Source organism: Halapricum desulfuricans (genome assembly GCF_017094525.1).
In the GTDB taxonomy this organism is placed as follows: Archaea; Halobacteriota; Halobacteria; order Halobacteriales; family Haloarculaceae; genus Halapricum; species Halapricum desulfuricans.
Map to the genome: position 1 here is coordinate 2,371,090 of NZ_CP064788.1, position 21,676 is coordinate 2,392,765.

General features: G+C 65.0%; 20 protein-coding genes. 11 read left to right on the forward strand and 9 right to left on the reverse strand.

The window, feature by feature from the left end; all coding sequences use genetic code 11:
• Positions 1 to 29 precede the first annotated feature (29 nt).
• On the forward strand, positions 30 to 896 hold the full coding sequence (thiL, locus tag HSR122_RS12190) for a thiamine-phosphate kinase (protein WP_229110076.1): 867 nt from the start codon (positions 30 to 32) through the stop codon (positions 894 to 896).
• Between the two features lie 74 nt (positions 897 to 970).
• Here the strand turns inward: thiL and HSR122_RS12195 are convergent, their stop codons facing one another.
• From HSR122_RS12195 to heR, 4 genes are all read right to left on the reverse strand, one after another.
• Complete coding sequence (locus HSR122_RS12195; RefSeq protein ID WP_229110077.1) at positions 971 to 2,095, reverse strand: site-2 protease family protein; 1,125 nt, start codon at positions 2,093 to 2,095, stop codon at positions 971 to 973.
• A 118-nt stretch (positions 2,096 to 2,213) separates the two neighbouring features.
• A complete protein-coding gene (locus HSR122_RS12200) occupies positions 2,214 to 2,480 on the reverse strand; it encodes a DUF7123 family protein (RefSeq protein WP_229110078.1) in 267 nt (88 codons plus the stop codon).
• Positions 2,481 to 2,743: 263 nt separating this feature from the next.
• On the reverse strand, positions 2,744 to 3,568 hold the full coding sequence (locus HSR122_RS12205) for a molybdopterin synthase (protein WP_229110079.1): 825 nt from the start codon (positions 3,566 to 3,568) through the stop codon (positions 2,744 to 2,746).
• A 179-nt stretch (positions 3,569 to 3,747) separates the two neighbouring features.
• Positions 3,748 to 4,557 (reverse strand): heliorhodopsin HeR, encoded by an 810-nt coding sequence (gene heR, locus HSR122_RS12210; protein ID WP_229110080.1) that lies wholly within the window; start codon positions 4,555 to 4,557, stop codon positions 3,748 to 3,750.
• 317 nt (positions 4,558 to 4,874) lie between these two features.
• On the opposite strand from heR, the gene pyrH reads away from it, so the two are divergent.
• Positions 4,875 to 5,573, forward strand: coding sequence for a UMP kinase (gene pyrH / locus HSR122_RS12215; RefSeq protein ID WP_229110081.1), 699 nt, complete (start codon positions 4,875 to 4,877; stop codon positions 5,571 to 5,573).
• Positions 5,566 to 7,230 (forward strand): lysine--tRNA ligase, encoded by a 1,665-nt coding sequence (gene lysS / locus HSR122_RS12220; RefSeq protein WP_229110082.1) that lies wholly within the window; start codon positions 5,566 to 5,568, stop codon positions 7,228 to 7,230. Before pyrH ends, lysS begins: the two co-directional genes overlap by 8 nt.
• 7 nt (positions 7,231 to 7,237) lie before the next feature.
• Here the strand turns inward: lysS and HSR122_RS12225 are convergent, their stop codons facing one another.
• Positions 7,238 to 8,275, reverse strand: a complete 1,038-nt coding sequence (locus tag HSR122_RS12225) for an Mrp/NBP35 family ATP-binding protein (protein ID WP_229110083.1) — start codon at positions 8,273 to 8,275, stop codon at positions 7,238 to 7,240.
• A gap of 136 nt (positions 8,276 to 8,411) precedes the next feature.
• Between HSR122_RS12225 and moaA the strand changes: the two genes are divergently transcribed.
• From moaA to HSR122_RS12260, 7 genes are all read left to right on the forward strand, one after another.
• The gene (moaA, locus tag HSR122_RS12230) at positions 8,412 to 9,419 is read left to right on the forward strand and encodes a GTP 3',8-cyclase MoaA (RefSeq protein WP_229110084.1); all 1,008 of its coding nucleotides are present in this window, start codon (positions 8,412 to 8,414) and stop codon (positions 9,417 to 9,419) included.
• A gap of 203 nt (positions 9,420 to 9,622) precedes the next feature.
• Positions 9,623 to 10,270, forward strand: coding sequence for a helix-turn-helix domain-containing protein (locus tag HSR122_RS12235; protein WP_229110085.1), 648 nt, complete (start codon positions 9,623 to 9,625; stop codon positions 10,268 to 10,270).
• A 143-nt stretch (positions 10,271 to 10,413) separates the two neighbouring features.
• Positions 10,414 to 10,638 carry a 4Fe-4S ferredoxin N-terminal domain-containing protein gene (locus HSR122_RS12240; protein ID WP_394355570.1) on the forward strand — a complete coding sequence of 75 codons (225 nt, stop codon included), beginning with the start codon at positions 10,414 to 10,416 and terminating at the stop codon, positions 10,636 to 10,638.
• On the forward strand, positions 10,631 to 13,096 hold the full coding sequence (locus tag HSR122_RS12245; RefSeq protein ID WP_229110087.1) for a molybdopterin-dependent oxidoreductase: 2,466 nt from the start codon (positions 10,631 to 10,633) through the stop codon (positions 13,094 to 13,096). The genes HSR122_RS12240 and HSR122_RS12245 overlap by 8 nt, the downstream gene beginning before the upstream one ends.
• The gene (gene dsrO, locus HSR122_RS12250) at positions 13,096 to 13,824 is read left to right on the forward strand and encodes a sulfate reduction electron transfer complex DsrMKJOP subunit DsrO (RefSeq protein ID WP_229110088.1); all 729 of its coding nucleotides are present in this window, start codon (positions 13,096 to 13,098) and stop codon (positions 13,822 to 13,824) included. The genes HSR122_RS12245 and dsrO overlap by 1 nt, the downstream gene beginning before the upstream one ends.
• Positions 13,821 to 15,149 carry an NrfD/PsrC family molybdoenzyme membrane anchor subunit gene (nrfD, locus tag HSR122_RS12255; protein ID WP_229110089.1) on the forward strand — a complete coding sequence of 443 codons (1,329 nt, stop codon included), beginning with the start codon at positions 13,821 to 13,823 and terminating at the stop codon, positions 15,147 to 15,149. The genes dsrO and nrfD overlap by 4 nt, the downstream gene beginning before the upstream one ends.
• Entirely contained in the window at positions 15,146 to 15,685 is a 540-nt protein-coding gene (locus HSR122_RS12260) for a TorD/DmsD family molecular chaperone (RefSeq protein WP_229110090.1), read from the forward strand. The genes nrfD and HSR122_RS12260 overlap by 4 nt, the downstream gene beginning before the upstream one ends.
• A gap of 3 nt (positions 15,686 to 15,688) precedes the next feature.
• Here HSR122_RS12260 and HSR122_RS12265 read toward each other — a convergent pair whose 3' ends face one another.
• The 3 genes from HSR122_RS12265 to HSR122_RS12275 all read right to left on the reverse strand — a co-directional run bounded on the left by HSR122_RS12265 (position 15,689) and on the right by HSR122_RS12275 (position 19,563).
• Entirely contained in the window at positions 15,689 to 16,330 is a 642-nt protein-coding gene (locus HSR122_RS12265) for a helix-turn-helix domain-containing protein (protein WP_229110091.1), read from the reverse strand.
• A 329-nt stretch (positions 16,331 to 16,659) separates the two neighbouring features.
• Complete coding sequence (locus tag HSR122_RS12270; RefSeq protein ID WP_229110092.1) at positions 16,660 to 18,105, reverse strand: single-stranded-DNA-specific exonuclease RecJ; 1,446 nt, start codon at positions 18,103 to 18,105, stop codon at positions 16,660 to 16,662.
• Positions 18,106 to 18,180: 75 nt separating this feature from the next.
• A complete protein-coding gene (locus HSR122_RS12275; RefSeq protein ID WP_229110093.1) occupies positions 18,181 to 19,563 on the reverse strand; it encodes an MFS transporter in 1,383 nt (460 codons plus the stop codon).
• Between the two features lie 204 nt (positions 19,564 to 19,767).
• Between HSR122_RS12275 and HSR122_RS12280 the strand changes: the two genes are divergently transcribed.
• The gene (locus tag HSR122_RS12280; RefSeq protein WP_229110094.1) at positions 19,768 to 20,754 is read left to right on the forward strand and encodes a Gfo/Idh/MocA family protein; all 987 of its coding nucleotides are present in this window, start codon (positions 19,768 to 19,770) and stop codon (positions 20,752 to 20,754) included.
• A 408-nt stretch (positions 20,755 to 21,162) separates the two neighbouring features.
• Here the strand turns inward: HSR122_RS12280 and HSR122_RS12285 are convergent, their stop codons facing one another.
• Positions 21,163 to 21,585 (reverse strand): hypothetical protein, encoded by a 423-nt coding sequence (locus HSR122_RS12285; protein WP_229110095.1) that lies wholly within the window; start codon positions 21,583 to 21,585, stop codon positions 21,163 to 21,165.
• Between the last annotated feature and the right edge of the window lie 91 nt (positions 21,586 to 21,676).

The following is a 21,676-nucleotide window of genomic DNA, read 5'->3' on the forward strand; positions in this document are numbered from 1 at the left end:
CTTTTGTTGTCAGGGCTCCATCCGGTCATATGGACGAGCGGACGATGCTGGGACTGCTCGCCGATCGTCTTCCCCGGGCGGGCGACGACGCGGCCGTGATCGACGGGCTCGTCGTGACGATCGACATGCTCCACGAGGCGACCGACTTCCCCGACGGGACGACCCGATACGCGGCCGGCTGGCGGGCCGTCGGCGCGTCGCTGTCAGACGTGGCCGCGATGGGTGCCGATCCGGCCGCCGCGGTCGCGGTCTACGGCGCGCCCGAATTCGACGACAGGGTTCTGGCGTTCGTCGACGGCGCTCGCGACGTCTGCGAGGCGGTCGGAACCGAGTACGTCGGCGGCGACCTCGACCACCACGAGGAGTTCACCGTCGCGACGACCGCTGTCGGCCGGACCGACGACCCGGTCCTGCGGTCCGGAGCCCGGCCAGGCGACGCGATCTGTGTCACGGGGACGCTCGGCCGCAGCGGGGCGGCGCTCGAACTGTTCGAACGCGGCGAGACCGAGCGGGCGAACGGCCTCTTCCGGTTCGAGCCGCGGATCGAGGCGGGACGCGCGCTCGCGTCCCACGCCAGCGCGATGATGGACTCCAGCGACGGACTGGCCCGCTCGCTTCACCAGCTCGCCGAGGCCAGCGACTGCGGGATGGCCGTCGAGACGCCACTGCCGATCGACGACGCCGTCGACTCGGTCGCCGGTCCGGACGAGCGACTCGAACTCGGCGCGTTCTTCGGCGAGGACTTCGAGCTCGTCTGTACGATCCCCGAGAAGCGCTATCCGGCGGCGAAAGCGGCCTCGCCGACGCCGCTGACCCGGATCGGGACGGTCGTCGAAGACGGCGTCACGCTCGACGGTGAGCCGATGCCGGACCGCGGATACACGCACGAAGGGTGAGCCGAGGCGAGACCCATCGGGGACGGTGCAGCGGCCGAAACTGTCGGTCAGAACGGCGCTCGACGGCCCCACGTCTAGACGATGATCCGGAACGGGACCGGCATGAAACAGAGCGCGCCGACCAGAAACGTGAGCAGACCGATAGCCTGACGCTTGCGGTCGAGAGGCGTCTCCCGCATCGGCGTCGCCGGGCCGAAAAACGCCAGCGCAGTGGTGAACACGCCCCAGACGAACCAGATGCCGACCTCGACGGAGACGTCACCGAACAACAGCAGAACGCCGGCGAACCCGAACAGCACCGCCGGGATCGCGGCGGCGACGGTCTCCTGACGCGGCCCGGCCAGCGCTCGCAGGACGTGCCCGCCGTCGAGCTGTCCGACCGGCAGGAGATTGAGGAAAGTCACCAGCATCCCGAGCCAGCCGGCGAACACCAGCGGATGGAGCTGTTTCGTCGGATCGGCGTACGACAGCGGCTGGCCGGTCAGCCACGCGAGCCCGCGCAACAGCAGCGGTTCGGCGAACTCGATGCGGGCGGCGTCACTGGTCGCGACCGACCGGGGGACAGCGATCGGATCGAGCGAGAGCCCGATCACCGTCACGACGACAGTCGCAACGATCCCCGCGAGCGGTCCGGACGCGCCGATGTCGAGCAGTGCCTTCCGGCTGGGAATCCGCCCGCGCATCCGGATGATCGCTCCGGCGGTCCCGAACGGCGGCGGGATCGGGATGAAATACGGCAGACTGGCGTCGACCCGGTGGATCCGGCTGGTAACGTAATGGCCGAACTCGTGGACGCCGAGAATAGTGAGAATCGCGAGCGAGAACGGCCACGCTCGCAGCAGGTTCAGCGGATCGGCAGTCACGTCGATGTGATACCAGACCGTCCCCGCGTACAGCGTCGTCAGCACCGTCGCGAACGCGAGCGCGATGTTCTTCCAGGGGATCCCGTCGATCCCGATCGAGCGTCTGGTCGCGACCAGGACGTGTCTCGGAGCCCGGTTCCCGGAGCGAGCGGCCAGTTGCAGATCGAACCCCCGCTCGTAGAACAGCGGCGCAAGCTCCGATTCGACGGTCGACGGCGACGCGCGCGGGCGGCCCACGTACACCACCCGATCGCCCTCGCGGCGAACCTCGGACACCTCGAACACGGGAGCGAGATCCTCCACCGACGGGGCATCGGCTGGCGACACCGTCGACATGCCTGTCTATCTGCAAGGCCCTGTCTCATAAAATATCGACGGTTCGAAACGGTCAACACCCGAACAAGAGTGAACGGGGACGGTTTTGAGAACGCCACTCGTCAGGCTTCCGTTGCAGTCACACGGGTTCGATCCGCCAGGTTGTCGCGCTCGTGTAGGACCACTTCTCGACCTCGAGGTCGCTCGCCGACTCCGTGAGCTTGACCATCAGCGCACCGATCTCCTTCGGGGAGAGGCCGACCTCGTCGGCGATGAACTTGCTTTTGAAGTAGAGCTCGCCGTTCTCGGCGACCTTCTCGCGGAGATACGAGCGGAGACGCTCCTCTTTGGACGCTGTCGACTCCGGCTCGGCACTGTCAGGGGAGGGCTGTGTCGTCGCACTCATGTGAATCGCCTCACTCACCCCTATTGCCCGAGGGTCAATATAAACGCAGGAAGCTTTGGGGGAGTTCGATCGATTTTAGACTGATCCGCGAATCGAAGAACGTTTTAAAACCGCCACAGAACCGTCAAGACATTTTAAAACAGCCATTCAGAGAACCTCTCCCATATCATAACTTCGAATATATCTATGCAGTATTCGGGTCAGAAACGTCGGTATCACGAATCGTGGGACAGGTGCGTCCCGTGACGACGCGTCCGACGGGGTCACCGCTCGTGCACCCAGAAGGAGTCCTCGACGGTGATCTCTTTTTTGAATATCGGGACGTCTTCCTTGAGCCGGTCGATCCCGTCCGAGACGGCCTCGAACGCCTCCGTGCGGTGGCCCGCGAGCACGACGACGAAGACGATGTCCTCGCCCGCTTCGATCGTTCCGGTCCGGTGGTGGAGTTCGACCGACAGCACGCCGTCCCGTGATTCGAGCGCACGCTCGATATCCGCGAGTCGCTGCTCGGCGACGCCCTCGTACTTCTCGAAGGTCAGGTGTTCGGTTCGATCGTCGCCGGGTGCGTCTTTCGCTCGGACCTGACCGGTGAACGTCGCGATCGCTCCGGCGCGTTCGGCCGCGGGGTCGTCTTTGACGCGCCGGACGAGCGATCCGAGCGTCTCGAACGGCTCCGTCGCGTCCAGCGCCTCGATGACCTCGTCGACATCGATCGCGTCGGCGTCCGGTGCAGTCGCCAGCGCCTCGCCGGCGTGATCTCGGTCACCGACGACGACCTGCGGGATCGGGACCCGACTGAACCCCTCGACGAGCGCGTAGTCGAATTCCGGCGCGAGGTCTTCGAGCGTCCCCTGAAGCGTCCGATCCGATCCCGTGGCGAACCACTCGCCGTCATCGATGATCCCGTACGTCCGGTCGGCCCCGGCCGCGCGGTGGCGGGCCGTATCCTTGCCCTCGACATCGATATCGAACTCGTGGAGGTGTTTGACCGTCGCCACGCGCCCGCGCTCGGCCAGACGCTCTGCCAGTTCCTCGAGCAGCGTCGTCTTCCCGGTATCGGAGTAGCCGACGACACCCAGTACGTGCATGTCCTACCAGAGGGGAGCCGGGGGTTTGACAGTAGCGGTCGTCCCGAAAGGGCGTATACCACAGGTCAAACGTGGGAGTCGCCACACCGGGCTGGCGAATCATACTGCCGGCTGTAAGTTCGTAAAGATATTCGCCACCCCGGATGGCGAATTACGTTAGTTTGTTACAGCCGGCAGTATCAGATCGGGGAGTTCAGCGTGCCGAAATAGACCTGCCACGCGAGCACGGACTTGGCGACGAGGCTCAACAGCACGTACGTCTTCTCGCCGAAGAGGTAGTTCTTCCACCGGGAGACCTCGAGGTACTGCAGGGCCATATTCAGCGCGAAGAGGTTGAAGAAGACGAAAATCGAGACGTAGATGTAGATGACGAACTCGGGGAACTCGCCTCCGCTGGCCGTCACTGTCCCGATAAAGGTGATCCCGATGACGATCCAGGGCACGATGCCGGCGAGGACGCCGACCCAGTACGGCGTCCAGTCGGTCTCGGCGGTCGACTCGTTGCGCTGTTCCATCAGGAGTCCGGCGAGGTTCATCACCGCGACGAGTCCGAACAGCGCGACGAGCGTTCCGAGGTCCCAGACGCCGGCCAGCATGCCGATGACGACGATCATCAGCGAGGCGCTGACGGCGTATTCGTACCAGCGGTAAGGGTTCATCCCCCGATCGAGGTACGCGATATATCGCTCGTACAGCACCGTGGCAATCGCGGTGTGTGCCAGCGCGGAGATGAACAGAAAGCCCGCCACGAGCAGGGGCAGGTTCGCGTCGATAAACGACACCGTCGTCGGAAAGATCGTCTCGGTCTCGGCGTTGAAGCCGTATCTCGTTCGCGTGATCGGCCACAGCACCTCGTCGGCCAGAACGACCATCGCCACCCCCTGCAGAAAGTGCAGCACTGCCATGACGCTGTTCCACAGGCGGAGTCGAGTGTCTCGTGCGGAGGTCGCGTCGGCGGTTCCGGTAGCTGTTGTGCTCGCTGTAGACATGGGTAACCTATCACGTCACGTGGCAATACCTCTTTGGGGACCGCGACAGTCATACTGGTGGCTATACCATTTCGAACTGATCTGGCACGCCGTCGTGCCAGATATCGTTACGAACGTATAGCCACCAGTATCATACTGCCGGCTGTAAGTTCGTAAAGATATTCGCCCCCGGGGGGTGGCGAATTCCTTCAGTTTGTTACAGCCGGCAGTATCAGGTCGTCGCCCGGAACTCCCGTGCTATCGCATCGCGCGGGAAGCGGACACGTCCGAAGACTTCTTGACAATGCTTAAGAGCGCATCGCGGTTACGCCGATTCGATGAAAACAGTCGTCTCTATCGGCGGGAGCGTGCTCGTACCGGATCTGGACGCCGGGCGAGTCGAGGCGTACGCCGACGTCATCGGATCGCTGGCGGCAGCGGGCCACGACCTCGGCGTCGTCGTCGGCGGCGGCCCGACCGCACGGGAGTACATCGGCGCGGCCCGGTCACTGGGTGCCAACGAGGGTGAGCTCGACCAGCTCGGGATCGACACGACGCGGCTGAACGCCCGTCTCCTGCTGGCGGCGCTGGACGAGGACCTGGCATCGCCGACAGTGCCGACCGACTACGAGGAGGCGGCCGAGTCGCTCCATCGGGACCGCGTTGTCGTGATGGGCGGGGTCGTCCCGGCGCAGACGACCGACGCCGTCTCGGCGGCGCTGGCCGAATACGTCGACGCCGACCGGCTCGTGTTCGCGACGTCGGTCCCCGGCGTCTTCGACGCCGACCCCAACGAGGATCCCGACGCCGAGCGCTACGAGGAGATGACGGCGAGCGAACTCGTCAAACTGGTCGCCCGCGGCGAGTCGCTCGGCTCGGCCGGGTCGAACGCCCCGATCGACCTGCTGGCCGCGAAAGTTCTGGATCGATCGGGGATCGAAGCGATCGTCCTGGACGGGACCGACCCCCGGGCCGTCGAACGGGCCGTGCTCGAAGACGACTACGAGGGGACTCGCATCGGGCCGAACCATGACTGAACTCGACCCCTACGAGGTCGGCCGGTCCAGCGACCGTGCCTTCTGGGCCGACGCCGTCGCCGACGCCATCGAGGCGCGCGACCCCGACGAGCCGATCGTCATCAAGGGCGGGGTCTCCCCCTCGGGCGTGCCGCATCTGGGTCACGTCAACGAGATCATGCGCGGGTACTTCGTCGCGGCAGTCCTGCGCGAGCGCGGTCACGAGGTCCGGCAGGTGTTCACCAGCGACGACCGGGACCGGTTGCGCAAACTCCCGCGACGACTCGCGGATCTGGACGGCAACGTCGTCGGCCTGGGCGAGGTCGACGCCGGCGCGCTCGGGCGGAACCTCGGCAAGCCCTACACCGACATCCCCGATCCGTTCGGCTGCTGTGACTCGTACGGCGCGCACTTCACGGAGATCCTCCGGCAGGACGCCGAACGGCTGGACGTCCCGATCGAGTTCGTCTCGAACACGGACCGCTACGAGTCGGGCGAGTTCGACGACGCAATCGAACACGTGCTCGCGAACCAGGACCGCGCGCGCGAGGTCCTCGGCCAGTATCAGGCGAAGGTCGACGAGGACTACGTCCCCTTCCAGGCCCAGTGTTCGGAATGTGGCCACCTCACGGAAGAGATCACGGACGTCGACCTCGAGGCCGGCGAGATCGAGTACGTCTGTGCGGACGTCGAGGCCGGCGAGGAGACGATCGAGGGCTGTGGCCACGAGGGGACGGCCTCGCTTCGGGAGGGCAAACTCCCCTGGCGCTTCGAATGGCCCGCCCAGTGGGACGTCCTCGGCGTCGACTTCGAGCCGTTCGGCAAGGACCACGCCGAAGGGTCCTGGCCGTCGGGCGTCGACATCGCTCGAAACGTCTTCGATATCGAGCCACCGGTGCCGATGGTCTACGAGTGGTTCACCCTCGACGGCGAGGCGCTCTCCTCGTCGTCGGGCAACATCGTCACCGTCGAGGAGGTCCTGGAGTTGCTCGAACCGGAGGTGCTCCGGTATTTCTTCCTCAAAGACCCGACGACGGCGCGGGACTTCTCGATCGAGGACCTCGATCAGCTGGTCGACGAGTTCGACCGCTTCGAACGGCTCTACTTCGGGGAGATCGAGACGGGGGACGACCGCGCCGGCGAGCTTGCGACACAGGAGGGTGAACTCGCAGCGCGCGCGTATCCGATGCTCGTCGGAGAAGTCCAGCCCGAACGGATACGGATCCCGTATACGTTCGCCGCCGTGCTCGGGATGACAGACGACGCCGACCTCCGCGAGGAGATCGCCCGCCGGGAGGGACATATTCCCGAGGACGCCCCCGAGTGGGCGGTCGAGAACGCGCTCGCGCGCGTCGAACGCGCCCGAGAGTGGGCCCGCCGGACGGACAACGAGTTCAACTACGAGCTCAAACGCGAGTCGATCCCGTCCGTCGAGTTCGACGCGGCGACGACGTCCGCTCTCGAGGACGTGGCCGACGTCGTCGAGGAAGGCGGGAACGGCGAGGAGGTTCAGGCCGAGATCTACGAGGCCGCCGACCGCCACGGCGTCGCGGTCGCGGACCTGTTCGCCGCCGGCTACCGGCTGTTTTTCGACCTCGAGGAAGGCCCCAAACTCGGGCCGTTCCTGGCGAAACTCGATCGCGCCTTCGTCGTCGATCGGCTGCGGCAGGAACGCTAGGAGACGGTCACTGCTCGGTTGCGCGTCGCCGGTTGAGAAAGCCCTGGTTGTTCGCGGTCTTCTCGACGAACGAACGGAACGCGTCGGCGGTCTCGCCGTCTTCGAAGACGATCGGTTCGCCGCCGTCGCCCTGTTCGCGGATCGCCGGATCGAGCGGGATCTGCCCGAGGAACGGCATCGACATCTCCTCTGCGAACGCCTCGCCGCCGCCCTCGCCGAAGATTGCGTGCTCGGAGCCACAGTCAGGGCACTTGAACGTACTCATGTTCTCGACGATGCCCAGCACGGGCGTCTCGTGTTTGCCGAACATCTCGAGGCCCTTGCGAGCGTCGTCGAGCGCGACTTCCTGTGGCGTGGTGACGATGACAGCACCGGCGACGGGGACGGTCTGGAGCAGCGTCAGCTGGGTGTCGCCGGTCCCCGGGGGAAGGTCGACAACCATGTAATCCAGCTCGCCCCACTGGACGTCCTCCCACAGTTGCTGGAGTACCTTGTCGACCATCGGACCGCGCCAGATGACGGGCGCGTCCTCGCCCATCAGCAGGTCGATGCTCATCAGCTTCAGCCCGTGTTTTTCGGGCGGGATGATCTGCTCGTCCGGTGTCGCCTCGGGCCGTTCGTCCGATCCGAGCATCCGGGGAACGTTCGGACCGTAGACGTCGGCGTCGAACAGCCCGACGTCGGCCCCGAGTTCGGCGAGGCCGGCCGCGAGGTTGACCGCGATCGTGCTCTTGCCGACGCCGCCCTTTCCGGAGGCGACCGCGATGATGTTCGTGACGTTCGGCAGGACCTGCTCGTGGGGTTCGAGTCCGCGATCGATCGACGCCGAGAGGTCGACGTCGGCGTCGAGGTCGGCGAGCGCCTCCCGAACGCTCTCGGCGATCGCCGTCTCCGTCGGGGAGTAGGGGGCCCCGAGGGCGAGATCGATCGAGACAGTGTCGTCGTCGATCGTGATGTCGTTGACGAGTCCAAGCGAGACGAGGTCGTCGCCCAGATCCGGGTCTTCGACGGTCGTGAGCCGGTCGCGGATCTCCTGTTCGTCCATACGATCGAATTGGCGCTCGACCGTCGATAAGCGTTGTGACAGCGGTCTCTCGAGACCGCGTAATCGGTCGAGGTTACGTCGGATCCCCGATCGGCGGCGGAGTTAAATCCGTCCCCGGAAAAGGTCCACAGGAGTAATGCTCGTCGACGGGTTCGGCCGCGAACTGACGGAGATCCGGGTGTCGCTGACAGACCGGTGTAACTTCGATTGCGTGTACTGCCACAACGAGGGGCTGGGCGACACTCGCGGCCCCATGGCCCCGCGTGACGAGGAGATGACCACCGACGAGGTCGTCCGGGTGCTGTCGGTCGCCGCCGATCTGGACGTTCAGGCCGTCAAGCTCACCGGCGGGGAACCGATGCTGCGAGAGGACCTCGAGGAGATCGTCCGGCGCGCGCCCGAGGGCATGGAAGTCTCGCTGACGACGAACGGCTCGTTTCTCCCCGACCGCGCGGAGGGACTCGTCGAGGCGGGGCTCGAACGGGTCAACGTCTCACAGGACGCGGTCGATCCCGAGGCCTTCGCCGAGATCACCCAGAGCGGTGCCTACGATCGAGTGATCGAGGGCGTCGACGCCGCGCTGGAGGCGGGTCTCGACCCGGTCAAGCTGAACATGGTCGTCTTCGAGGGGACCGCCGAGTACATCCCCGAGATGGTCGATCGGGTCGCCGAACGGGAGGGGCTGCGGCTGCAACTCATCGAGTACATGCCCGAGATCGCCGGCCACCCCGAGTGGGCGATCGACATCGAGCGCGTCCACGAGTGGCTCGCCGAACGGGCGGACCGGGTCGAGACCCGTGACATGCACGACCGCAAGCGGTACTTCGTCGCCGGCGACGAGGGGGAAGGGATGGTCGAGGTCGTCGACCCGGTCGAGAACGAGATGTTCTGTGATAACTGCCATCGCGTGCGCGTGACCCACGACGGCTCGCTGAAGGGGTGCCTCAATCGCCCGCGCGTCCACCCGATGGGCGAGTTGACCGAAGCCGAGATCAGGGCGGCGTTTCACGAGGTCGTCGCCGACCGCGTCCCCTACTACGGGGAGTTCATGATCGAGGAAGACGGCGAGTGGGTGCGAAACGACGAGTACGTCGGCGAACAGCTGGTCGTCGAAGGGCCCTCGCTCACGGCGGACGACGACTGATACTAGTGGCTATCCCATTTCGAACTGATCTGGCACGCCGTCGTGCCGCGCGACCGGTCCCGCCCCCATATAAAGACCTTAGATATAAGCGGTAAGTTGAGCGTTGCTCCGCCCGTCTGTCACTGTATGATGACCGTGTTGAGAGACGAGACCAGGGAAGACGCGCGGAACACGAACCGCACGACAGACAGCGAGGGTCTCGTATGAGTGGTAGCCGGACGTCCACGGAGGGTCGCCGCGACGCGGCCGTCAGCGAGTCGCGGCGAGCACTGACCGTCGAGCTGGCAGTCGAGTTCGACGCCGACGCCAGCGGCTGTCCGATCGCCGTCGACTGCGACGCGTCAGCACCCGTCGAGCACCACGTGATCGACGACACGTGTCACGTCTCCTGTCCGAGTTCCGAAGACGGAACCGCCGTCCGGCACAGACAGGTTCACGTCGACGGCGAATGTGTCTGCCGGATCGTCGCCAGTCACGGCTGTTGCCCGTCGCTACAGGCGGCCGCTGACGGCGGACTGATCGTCCGGACGAACCCCGCCGACCGGGCGACGCTCCGGGCGATGATCGAAGAACTCCGCGGAGTCGCCGACGTCGTCCGGATCCGGAGTCTGGTGGTCGACGACGGCGAGACGGCCACCCGATCGGAGGTCGTGAGCCTGCAGGCCCTGACCGAGATCGAGCGCGAGACGGTCGAACGAGCGATCCTTGAGGGATATTACGATCGGCCCCGAACCGCCAGTTTCGACGATCTGGCGACCGATCTGGGTATCACTTCATCCGCCCTCTCGAAGCGCCTCGCCTCGGCGGAATCAAAGATTATGCGTAGTTTATTCGAAGATAATGATGAATAGTCCGCTATATTTGTCGTTTCGTCTGACTATCCCGCGTACTACTTAAACAAGGCCACTATTGAGGGTCAGCGGGAGGGGACAGACAGCCCTACAGAACGCCGTGGTGAATCTACGTGAACGACACTGCGGACACTCGCGAGGAGATGGCGAGTGTGCTAGACGACGAGGACTGGCAACGGACAGTCGAGAACATCCTCGAGGACGGCCCGCACAGCACGGAACTGGGGAAGATGATGGGCCGGGACGCCGTTCGAGTCAGCATCGGAGAGATGTCCGAACAGGCGTTCCACGAGAAGTATCACGACGCCGTCCTCGAGGAGTTCGGCGTCGACGAACGACCCACTGGGTCGGAGGGGTCCGATGAGTGAGCAAGACGGCGTCAGCCGGCGGTCGGTCCTTCTAGGGGCCGGTGCTGCCGCGGGTGCGCTGGGACTGGGCGGCAGTCGTCTCACCTCGCTGTCAGTCGATCCGGCCGCAGCGAGCGTCGAACAGTTCCTCGATCGCAACGACGTGTTGCACGGCTACTGTTCGCCGAACTGCCGGGGCAAGTGCCAGATGGACGTGTACGTCCGCGACGGCCAGATCCGAAAGGTCGAGCCCAAAGTCCCGGACAACCCGGACTACAAGCGCTCGTGCACGCTCGGGCTCAGTCACATGCAGCGAGCATACAACCCGACGCGATTGAAGTACCCGATGAAGCGGACAGACTGGTCGCCCGGCGATCCCAACCCGACCGGTCGAGGCCCGGACGCGGAGTTCGAGCGCATCGAGTGGGACGAGGCGCTGGATTACGTCGCCGACGAGATGCTTCGCGTGCGTGAAGAGTACTCACCCGAAAGCGTCTACTTCGAACTCGGGTCGGGGACCGACGGCATCGGCGCGACGGTCTACAACCGTCTGGCCGGAGCGTTCGGCGGAACGATGAAGGCGTGGTCGATCGACATCAACGTCGGACTGGGTTTCCGCCGGGTCACCGGCGCGGGGTATTTCAACACGCCGACGAACCAGGCGACCGACATCGAGAACGCCAACACCATCGTCATCTGGGGCGGCAACATCTTCGAGAGTCGCTTCCAGATGGACGCGTCGAAAGTGCTCGACGCCAAGCAGAACGGCGCGAAGATCGTCGTCGTCGATCCGGTCTACAACACGACGACCGCCAAGGCCGACGTGTGGCTCCCGATCGAACCCGGCAAAGACGGGCACCTCGCGATGGCGATGATCTACACGGTCTTCGAGGAGGACTACCTCGACGAGCAGTTCCTCCGGGAACGGACGCTCGGACCGGCACTGGTCCGGGAAGACGGATCGCTACTGAAGACGGCAGACGTCTTCGACGACGGTGACGACGAGACGCCGGTCGCCCTCGACGAGGCATCGGGCGAACCGGTCGCCCTCGAACCCGAGACGTACGGCGAGTACGCCCTCTTCGGCGAGTACGAGGTCGACGGCGAGACGGTGACGACGGGGCTGACGGAGATCCGGGAGGCCGCCGCCGACTACGCCCCCGAGGAGATGGCCGAGTACGTCGGCGTCGACGCCGAGAACATCCGCCAGACCGTTCGCTGGCTCGGCACGCGCGGTCCGGGCGGCATCCTGACCGGGCTGGGTGTCGACCGCTACGTCTACGGACACATCTTCGGTCAGGCGTACGCTATCCTGCTCGCCCTGCTCGGCCAGTACGGGATGAGCGGCTGCGTGACCGGCGGACTCACCCAGGGCGGGGGGTTCACGAGCGATTACGGTGCCGTCGAGGGCGCACCGGGCTCCCGGAGCCTGCAGCAGAAGGGGATCCTCTCGGCGATGGCGGGCGACGACGAGAAGCCGATCAAGGCGATGTACGCGATGGCGTCGAACTTCACCGCCAACCAGATGCCCGACCGCCAGGCGTGGCTCGACGCCCTCGAGAACGTCGACATGGTCGCCGTGGCGGACATGCAACACACGCCCAACGTCCAGCACGCCGACGTCGTCCTGCCGGCCTCTCACTGGTTCGAGCGCGAGGACGTCACCGGCTCGTGGACCCAGCCACACGTCCGCTACAGAGAGCCGGCCCACGAGCCGCTGTGGGAGTCCAAAAGTGACCACTGGATGCTCGTCCGACTGGCCGAACGGCTGGGCTACGGCGAACACTTCGACCGTGACCGAGAGACGACCCTGCAGAAAGTGCTGGACGCCGAGGACCGCTTCACGCTGGAGGATCTCCGCGAGAAGGGGACCTTCTTCGACGACAGCGCGCCCGAGATCATCTGGCAGGGCGAGTTCAACACCCCGAGCGGCCGCCTCGAGCTCTACGACGAGGACGCGCCCAGCGAGGACGGGACGTCTCTCGAGGTTCCGGTCCCCATGGAGAGCCGAACGAGTCCCGACTACGAACTCGCCGACGAGTACCCGCTCACTTTCCTGCAGAAACACAGCCGGTGGCGGATCCACTCGCAGTTCGGTCGGATGCCGTACCTGCGACAGATCGAGACCGAGCCGGTCGTCGACATCCACCCCAGCGACGCCGAAGAACGGGACATCGAGGACGGCGAGTACGTCCGGATCTACAACGATCGCGGTGAACTCGTCGTCAAGGCCCGATACAACGAGGGCTACCGGCCCGGGATGGTCAACGTCAACCAGGGCTGGTGGGGCGAGGACTACATCCGGGGCCACCACAACGACCTCACGCACACGGACGTCAGCGACGCGATCGAGAACTTCGCGTTCTACGACACCCGCGTCGAGGTCGAACCGGCACCGGACGACATCGACACCAGCCAGTACACGGACCCGGATCGGGCCCCCTGGCTCGGCGGATCGAACGGCGGAGGTGATAACTGATGACACAGTACGGAATGGTAATCGACCAGGAGCGGTGTATCGGCTGTCAGGCGTGTTCGACAGCCTGTATCGAGGAGAACAACGTCGGACTCGGTCAGGTCTGGAACCGGGTCCTGACCGAGGGAGGCGACAGCATCGAGACGCCCTCGGGAAGCTACCCGATCGACGGGAGCGACGGCACCGCGAGCCTGTCGATGGACTTCCAGCCGACCGCGTGCCAGCACTGTGAGAACGCTCCCTGCGTGAAGGTCTGTCCGGTGAACGCGACCTACACGCGGGAGGACGGCATCGTGGAGATCGACTACGAGAAGTGTATCGGATGTCGCTACTGCATGGCGGCCTGCCCCTACAACGCCCGCGTGTTCAACTACGACGAGCCCGAGCACGTTCCCGCGGAGGGGACGGGGAACGTCCCGAAGCGATCGCAGGGCGTCGTCGAGAAGTGCACGTTCTGCAGCCACCGCGTGGAGGAAGATCTCGATCCCGCCTGCGTCAACGCCTGTCCGGCCGACGCGCGGATCTTCGGCGACCTCGACGATCCGGACAGTACAGTCTCGAAGTACGTCGACAAATACGAGACCCACCAGCTACTCGAAGATCTCGAGACGTCTCCGAGCACGTACTACGTCCGCGGTGAGATGACGCCCGGCCGCCAGCGAGTCGGGACGGAACTGGAGGGGACAGCGCGCAAGGACGTGTCGCTGCCTGACGGCGGTGAGCGACAATGAGTGATGTCGCTACAGACGGCAGGTTCGGCACGCCGGGCACGGTCTGGATCGCCGCGCTGGCCGTCCTCATCGTCGCTGGGCTGGGCGCGTGGATCTACCAGCTCAGCGAAGGGCTGACCATGACAGGGATGGACAACGTCTTCTCCTGGGGGCTGTACATCATGCTGTTCGTCTACTTCGTCGGCCTCTCTGCGGGCGCACTGGTCGTCTCGAGCGTCCCGAGGTTCTTCCACTCGGACCGATACGACTCGATCGCCGTCCTCGGCGGGTTGCTCAGCTTCGCGTGTATCGTGGTGGCGGGCCTGATGATCGTTCCTGACCTCGGCCGGCCGAGCCGGATCACGGGATTTCTCACGTCACCGGACTTCCGATCGCCGATGGTCTGGGAGTTCCTCGTCGTCATCGCGTACGGGCTGTTCAGTGCCGGTTACGTCTGGCTACTGACTCGCCGGGATCTGGCCGCTCGTGGGTCTCGGCTGGCGTTCGGGACTACGGACACCGAAGCCGGTCGGGAACGCGACAGGCGACTGTCGCTCTGGGCGGCGGCAGTAGCGATCCCGCTCGCGCTCGGGCTTGCGGCCATCGACGGCTGGATCTTCGCGTTACAGATCGGTCGGGGTAGCTGGTTCAATCCCCTCGTCGCGCCCATGTTCGTGATGAAAGGGCTGGTCTCGGGACTGGCGCTGCTTATCGTGACAGGTGTCCTGGCCGACAGATACACTCGGTTCGAGCTCTCGGATCGACAGGTGCCCGAACTCGGGAAGGCGCTGGGCGTGTTTATCGCCATTCACATCGTCTTCCTGCTGGGTGCCGAACGGCTTCCCCACGCATGGGCAGCGAACTTCGAGTTCTGGACGATTACGAGTTCGTTCCTCGTTGGCGACTCGCTGTACTTCTGGCTGTGGACCGTCGTCGGCGGGGTACTCCCGCTCGCTCTGCTCGTTGCTCCGTCCTTGCACGAGCGGACGTGGGCCGTCGTGGCCGCGAGCGTCCTCGCGATCGTCGGTACCGTCTTCGAGGGCGTGAACCTCATCTTCACTGGCTACACCGATTTGAACATCGACGCTGCTCCGGGCGTGGCTGTCGGGCGTGACTACACCGGATTCGGATCGGACATCTGGGCGACCGCCGGAACGTACACGCCGACAGTGGTCGAACTGGTCGTCTCGGTCGGAATCGTCGCGCTGGGTATACTGATCGTGACGCTGGGGCTCAGATACCTCCCTGTTGGCCCTGGCAGAACTGCCGGGTTCGGATCGTCGGGCGGGAAACCCGACACGGCAGTCGCCGACGGTGGCGACGAACCGATGGGGCGTGACAAATGAGCGACGCCGCGAATCGGAGTCGCCGGCACGTGCGTGCGCAGGGATACGCCGTGCTGGCGCGGTGCTGGCGACAGCCGGACAACGACCTGATCGAAGCTGTCAACGATGGAGAACTCGACCGCGTCGTCCCCGACATCGAGCCAGTCTCGCTTTCGGACCTGCGGACCGAGCACACCCGCCTGTTCGTCGGCCCGAAGGGGCCGCCCTGCCCGCCCTACGAGAGCGTCTACCGGGACGGCGATGGCGAGGGTTCGAGTAACGTGCTCGGACCCTCGACCGGCGCGGTCGTCGAGTGGTACCGGGCGTACGATCTGGGACTCGATCCGGACTGGCCGGACCTGCCCGATCACGTCGCGACGGAACTGGAGTTCGCCGCGCATCTGCTCGCTACCGAGGGGGGTGTGACGCTCGAACAGTTCCTCGAGGCGCATCCCCGACAGTGGTTCGATAGGTTCCTCGGAGCGGTTCGAGCGGAGACGCGCGAGCCGTTCTACGCGGAACTGGCCGACGCGACCGAGCGAGTGGTACTCGAGTAGGTGTCACTCGCAGCCGTCGGCGAACGCGTCGAACACCTGTCGCATGACCTTCGACTCGGCGGCACCGAGCCGCTGTGAGACGGCAGCCGCCGAGATGTCGAGCTCGTCGGCGATGTCACCGACCGAGACGCGCCGCGGCTGTCGGTAGTACCCCCTTGTGATAGCCAGCGTCACCGTTTCGCGCTGTTTGTCGGTCAGATCGGTGAGATCCATCGCCGTCTCGACCGAACTGTCGGATCCGATCTGCACCAGCTTTCGGAGCGTCACCTGCTCGGCGACCGATCGGAGGCGCTCGACGATGTCTTCTACCTCGGTCCGTTCCCCGAGGTGGACCCCGAGACGGACGTGGTCCGGATAGATCTCTAGCAGTCGCGGGAGATACCCCGCGTCAGTCAGCACCTTCGAGGGACATCGGCAGCCACACTCCTGTGTGATCCTGACTGTCCGGGGCTCACCGTCGTGGGTCCGCACGTCGAGCAGACACGTCTCGTCTCGGAACTGCTGGTGTTGCACCTCGACCGGCGGATCCAGTTCGACGAGCGGGCACCACTCGATCGGCTCCACTCTGACATCGAACTCCGCATACAGAGAACACTCGACGAGATCGAACGTGGATGCCGCTGTCTGACTGGGAGTGCTGTCCATGTTTTGAAAGAGAAGAGGGCCACGAAGAGGGTTTAGACGTGGAACCACGTGCTGAGAGGAGCCGAAACTGCCATACGCTCCAGATGCCAAGACAGGGGGCTTCGTGTCACAGCCTCGTGACCGCGTCGGGGGGCGAACGGGCGCTGTCTCGGCCCTCCGTTTCTCGTTTCGAATGTGTCGGCTCTGGTACATCGCCAAACAGCGTCGGCTTCGACCGTCAGAACTAGTGAGCCCGACGACGTCGATGTCGAAGACGTCGAGGGAAGCGACAAAGAGTAACGTAGCGGCAGCCGAGTTGCAGTTTTTTCGCGGTCGGATGCAGCGTTTCGCTACGCGAGTTGCTCGCCGACGATCCTGTCGACGGCGTCCAGAAACGCGTCCTCGCGTCCGTCCGGAATCGTCGCCCCGGCCGCGACGTCGTGACCACCGCCGTCACCGTCGACGGCGCGTGACGCCTCGCGCATGACGGCCGACAGATCCAGCCCGTGGCCGACGAGCACGCCCGTCCCGCGCGCCGAGACTTTCAGTTCGTCGTCGTTCTTGCGGGCGAAGGCGACGATCGGTTTCGATCGCGAGACGCCGTCGTTGCCCAGCGCCATCCCGGCGACGATGCCGACGATCGTCTCCCGAATGCGGTCGCCAGCGTGGAAATACTGGACGTGCTCGCGCTGCTTGACGCCCTCTCTGGTGACCCAGTCGATGCCTTCCGAGAGGTTTCGACGGTGGTTCTCGAGGAGTCGGCGGGCGCGTTCCAGCGGCTCACCGCGCTCGCCCAAACAGACCGCGAGTCCGACATCCGCTCGCTCGTAGCGCGCTGTGGCGTTCAAAAGCGTCGAGAACTCGCTGGCGTCCCGGAGTTCGGTCCCTTCGGGTTCGTTCGGGAACGTGTAGGTCGTGGCCACCAGTCGATCGATCTTCTCCGCGGGGACGCCGCGGGTGACGGCCCGCTGGACGAGCGCGCTCGCGAGCGTCTGTCGCTCCTCGTCGGTGAGGTCGATCCAGCGTCGCCACTCGCCGTCCGCCCGCAGGTCGAGATCGAGGTCCTCCAGAAACGCGATCGCCCCCGCCTCGTCGTTGGAGATTCCGGGCAGGTGGACATCGCTGGCGTACTCGAGCAGTTTCGGCAGAGGCCGGGTCTGCTTGCCGTACAGCGAGAGGTCCCGCGTTTCGGTGACGACGCCGGCCTCGATCCCGTCCGTCACGATCGCCTCGTTCGCGCCGACCAGTTCGCCGCCGGTCGCCTGCATATCCCCCACCGCGCCGACGACGGCCAGCGCCGCGAGATCGCGGTTCCGGTCGCCGCCCAGCGCACGCGCGAGGACGTAACTCGCGCCCGCACCCGACAGCTCCGACGCGCCGTCGATCCCCACCAGGAGGGGATTGAGATGCCACGCGAAGTCGCCGTAGCCGTCGGTCGCCTCGAACCCGGGCGCACAGTCGTCCGCGTCGGCAGGCTGGTGGTGATCGGCGATCACGGCCTCGAAGTCGCCGTCAGCGACGTGCCGGCTGATCACGTCCAGTTGCCCGCTCCCGAAGTCCGTGAACAGCACCGTCTCGTAGCCCGTCGCCGCGATCGCGGCGATCCGCTCGGCGTCGAGTTGCTTCTCGAAGACGACCTCGTGGTCCAGTCCGGCCCGATCGAGCGCCCTCGAGGCGATGGCGGCGCTCGTCAGCCCGTCGGCGTCGATATGTGACGCCAGCAAGACCCGCTCTGCGTCCAGCAATCGGTCGGCACAGGCCGTCGCGCGCTCGTCGAGTTCCGGAACCGGTCCCATCGACCGATGGTTGGATCCGGATCGGATAAAAACGTCCGGACGTCGATCGGTGGACGCACACGCTCGTATCGGTGGCTACGCGTACGCCTCGAACTCCTCGCCGTACAGCAGGAAGTACACAGTGCCGACGATCCCGACGACCGAGGCGACGCCGAAGGCGAGGACAGGACTCCCCTCGTAGAGAGTGCTCGCCGGGAGCCACTCGGGGATGCCGGCCCACAGCAGTCCCCCGAGCGCGGCGCTGGGGATGACGATCGTGTTCCGGAGCAGGTAGTACGTCCCGGTCACCCGACCGCCGGCGTCGCGATCGGCCGGACCGACGATCAGCGCCTTGTGAGAGGGGAGTCCGGCGAACCGGAGCCCCGAGAACGCAAAGAGGACGACCATTGCCAGCGGGGTCCCGGGTGCGTTGATCAGCGCGACCGGGAAGACCGCGTACACGGCGAACCCGAGCGCGACGATCGGCTTGAGTCCGACCCGCTCTGCGAGTTTCGCCGCCGGCATCATCACAAGCAGCGCCACGGCCATCTCGACGCCGAGCAGATAGCCGAAGAAGGCCTGCGGCGAGAGGTCGATCGCGACCGTCCCGATCGCGGGAATCGACAGCGACGTCTCCAGTCCGACCTCGAAAAACCGCGTGACGACGATGATAAAGTAGACGTAGACCATCCCGTTGGCGAACCGGACCAGCGTATCGCCGATCAGCAGCGGTCGCAGGGGATCGGGCATCTCCCGGAGATCGCGCCGGATCCGTGCGATCCCCTCGAAGGAATCGCCGATCGTGTCGTCGCTGGCGTCGTACAGGGCGTGCTGGACGATCGTCCCGGCGATTCCGGCCGCCACGCCGACCGCGAGGACGTACTGGAAGCCGACAGTGAACTCGGGGTGGAGGCTGATGAGCACGCCGGCGAGAACGGGGCCGACGAAGAACGCCGATCGGCGGAATATCTCCGTCGAGGCGAACCCGGCCGCCAGTCGCGAAGGATCTATAGCTTGTTTTACAACAGCGAAGGTCGCACCGAGCCCGAAGGACTTCCAGGCCTGCGCGAGCACCAGTCCGACGAAGATCCATACCCACGGCCGGACCGTCACGCCGGCGATCGTGATCGCGCCGACGCCGGGCGCGAGCAACCACACCAGAAATCCCCCCGTCGAGAGCGCGCCGAACAGCGTCAGCGCGTACCGCGAACCGATCCGGTCGGACAGCGCGCCGCCCGGGTAGGGATAGATCGCCGCGATGATATTGCCGAACGTCCCGAACACGCCGACGAGAAACTCCGAGCCGCCAAGTGCGACGATGTACTCGGGCAGGAATCGATTGGTCATCTGGAAGGACAGGCTGAACGCGAACATCGCCAGCGACAGCACCAGCACGTCCCGCTGGAGGGCGAAAAACTGCCTGACGGTCCGGAGCGTGCTCGACCCCTCGGTTTCGACAGTCACTCGTTGCTTGCTCATGGCTGGAGCGTTGAATGGCCGGGAACTCTCACGGCCCGGCCAGCGTGCCGTTCGCTTCTCTCCGAACGGGAAAGTCGATTTCGGTGCCGGAACCGAACTGTCCGGAGGACAACTCCGCCTAGCGGTGCTCGCCCGTCCCGACGGACAGACGGCGGCGACGTGAGCGGATCAAAGGTTTATCAGGCGGCCGGTCGAACTCCACCCATGCGTTTCGGTGTTCTCAGCACGGCCAAGATCGCACGCGAAGATGTCGTTCCCGCAATCAAGAAGAGCAACCACGAGGTGGTCGCGATCGCCTCCCGAAACAGCGACAGGGCTGCGGATGTCGCCGCCGAGCTCGATATCCCCCGGAGCTACGGGAGCTACGAACAGCTGCTGGCCGACGACGACCTCGACGCCGTCTACAATCCCCTGCCGAACGCCCTCCACGCGGAGTGGACGCGAAAGGCGGCCGACGCGGGATTACATGTCCTCTGTGAGAAACCGCTCGCCGAAAACGCAGAGGAGGCGGCTGCACTGCACGAATACTGTGACGAACGCGGGGTGACGCTGATGGAGGCGTTCATGTACCGGTTTCATCCCCGGACCGAGCGGGCCGCTGACATCGTGCGCGAGCAACTGGACGGCGTTCACGCCGTCGACGCCTCGTTCAAGTTCGCACTCAGGGGGCGGCCGGACGACATTCGCCTCGACCCGGATCTGGCGGGTGGCAGCGTCATGGACGTCGGCTGCTACGCGATCAGCGCCGCGCGCCTGTTCCTCGGGGAACCCAACCGCGTGTACGCGCGGACGCGAGACAGCCGAGACAGCGGCGTCGATACCGACATGGCGGCGCTTCTGGAGTACGACGACGGACCGACGGCCCGGGTTGCCTCCGGGTTCGACACGCCGGCGACCCAGACCTACCGCGTCGAGGGCGAGAACGGCTGGCTCGAGGTCGAGACCGCCTTCGACATCGCGCCCGGCGAGCAAGGGGAGATCGAGTACGAAATCGACGGCAGGCACGTGACCGAGCAGTTCGATCCGGTCGACCAGTATACGCTGGAGGTCGAGCACTTCGCCGAGAGCATCGCCTCCGGGACTGTACCCCGCATCGACGCGGCCGAGACGGTAGCCAACATGGCCGTCATCGACGCCGTCTTCGAGAGCGCGGCGAACGGCTCTCGCGTGGACGTCAAGCGACCATACTAATACCGATATATCATACTACCTAACTGTAAATTGTCATTTCTTCAGTCCCGTCAACCGCGATCATTTCCCAGCTATCAGATCACCCGGCGACGTCAGAGAGATCACCGCCGTACCGACAACGTGGGGCCTGTTCGACAGGGACGGAGAGCCATACTGGTGGCTATACGTTCGTGACGATATTCGGCACGCCGTCGTGACGAATCAGGTCGAAATGGTATAGCCACCAGTCTCAGTACGATCGCTCCGATCGGATCAACTCGAAGCAGACGGATCTACGGCGTGCAGGGTTAGTGATCCGAAGGCGCTTCGACCTCGCATGTAGTGTCTGCCGTTAATATAAGATATCACTCATACATGCACAGATTATATATAATGCATTACAATCCTCTGCTGCAGGTGAGCTGCCCCTCACAACGAGAGGTCGAACCGGTCGACGGCGTACGCAGTCACGCGGTCAGCGCCACCGTAAAATGCGAGGTACACCGAGAGAACGAAGACAGCAGCGACCGCGGCCGCATCCAGAAGCGTCGTAACGATTCCGTGCCACCCGATCAGCAGACCGAGAAGCGTGTTGAAGACGACTGTGCCGACGAAAAACGGCATGAAATAGACGAGTATCACGGCTAGCGGCTGGCGATCCGCCCATCGGTCGTACGTTCTCCTGACGATACCGTACAGTGCCAGCGCGAACACGGCGAGTAACACGGCCGTCAGTCGTACTTCCTGTTCGATCGATGCGACCGTGATCGTCGCACCGGCTGTAAACGACGTCAGAATGGCGAGACTGACCGCCCAGAGTGCTGCCCGACCACGATCGTACCACTCACTCATGCGTCGCGAATAGACAGGGCGGCGTCAAAACGTTGCCGCTCGATTGTAGTCTCCAGTCCACCGATGACTATGGAGCGTCGAAAGCGAAAAG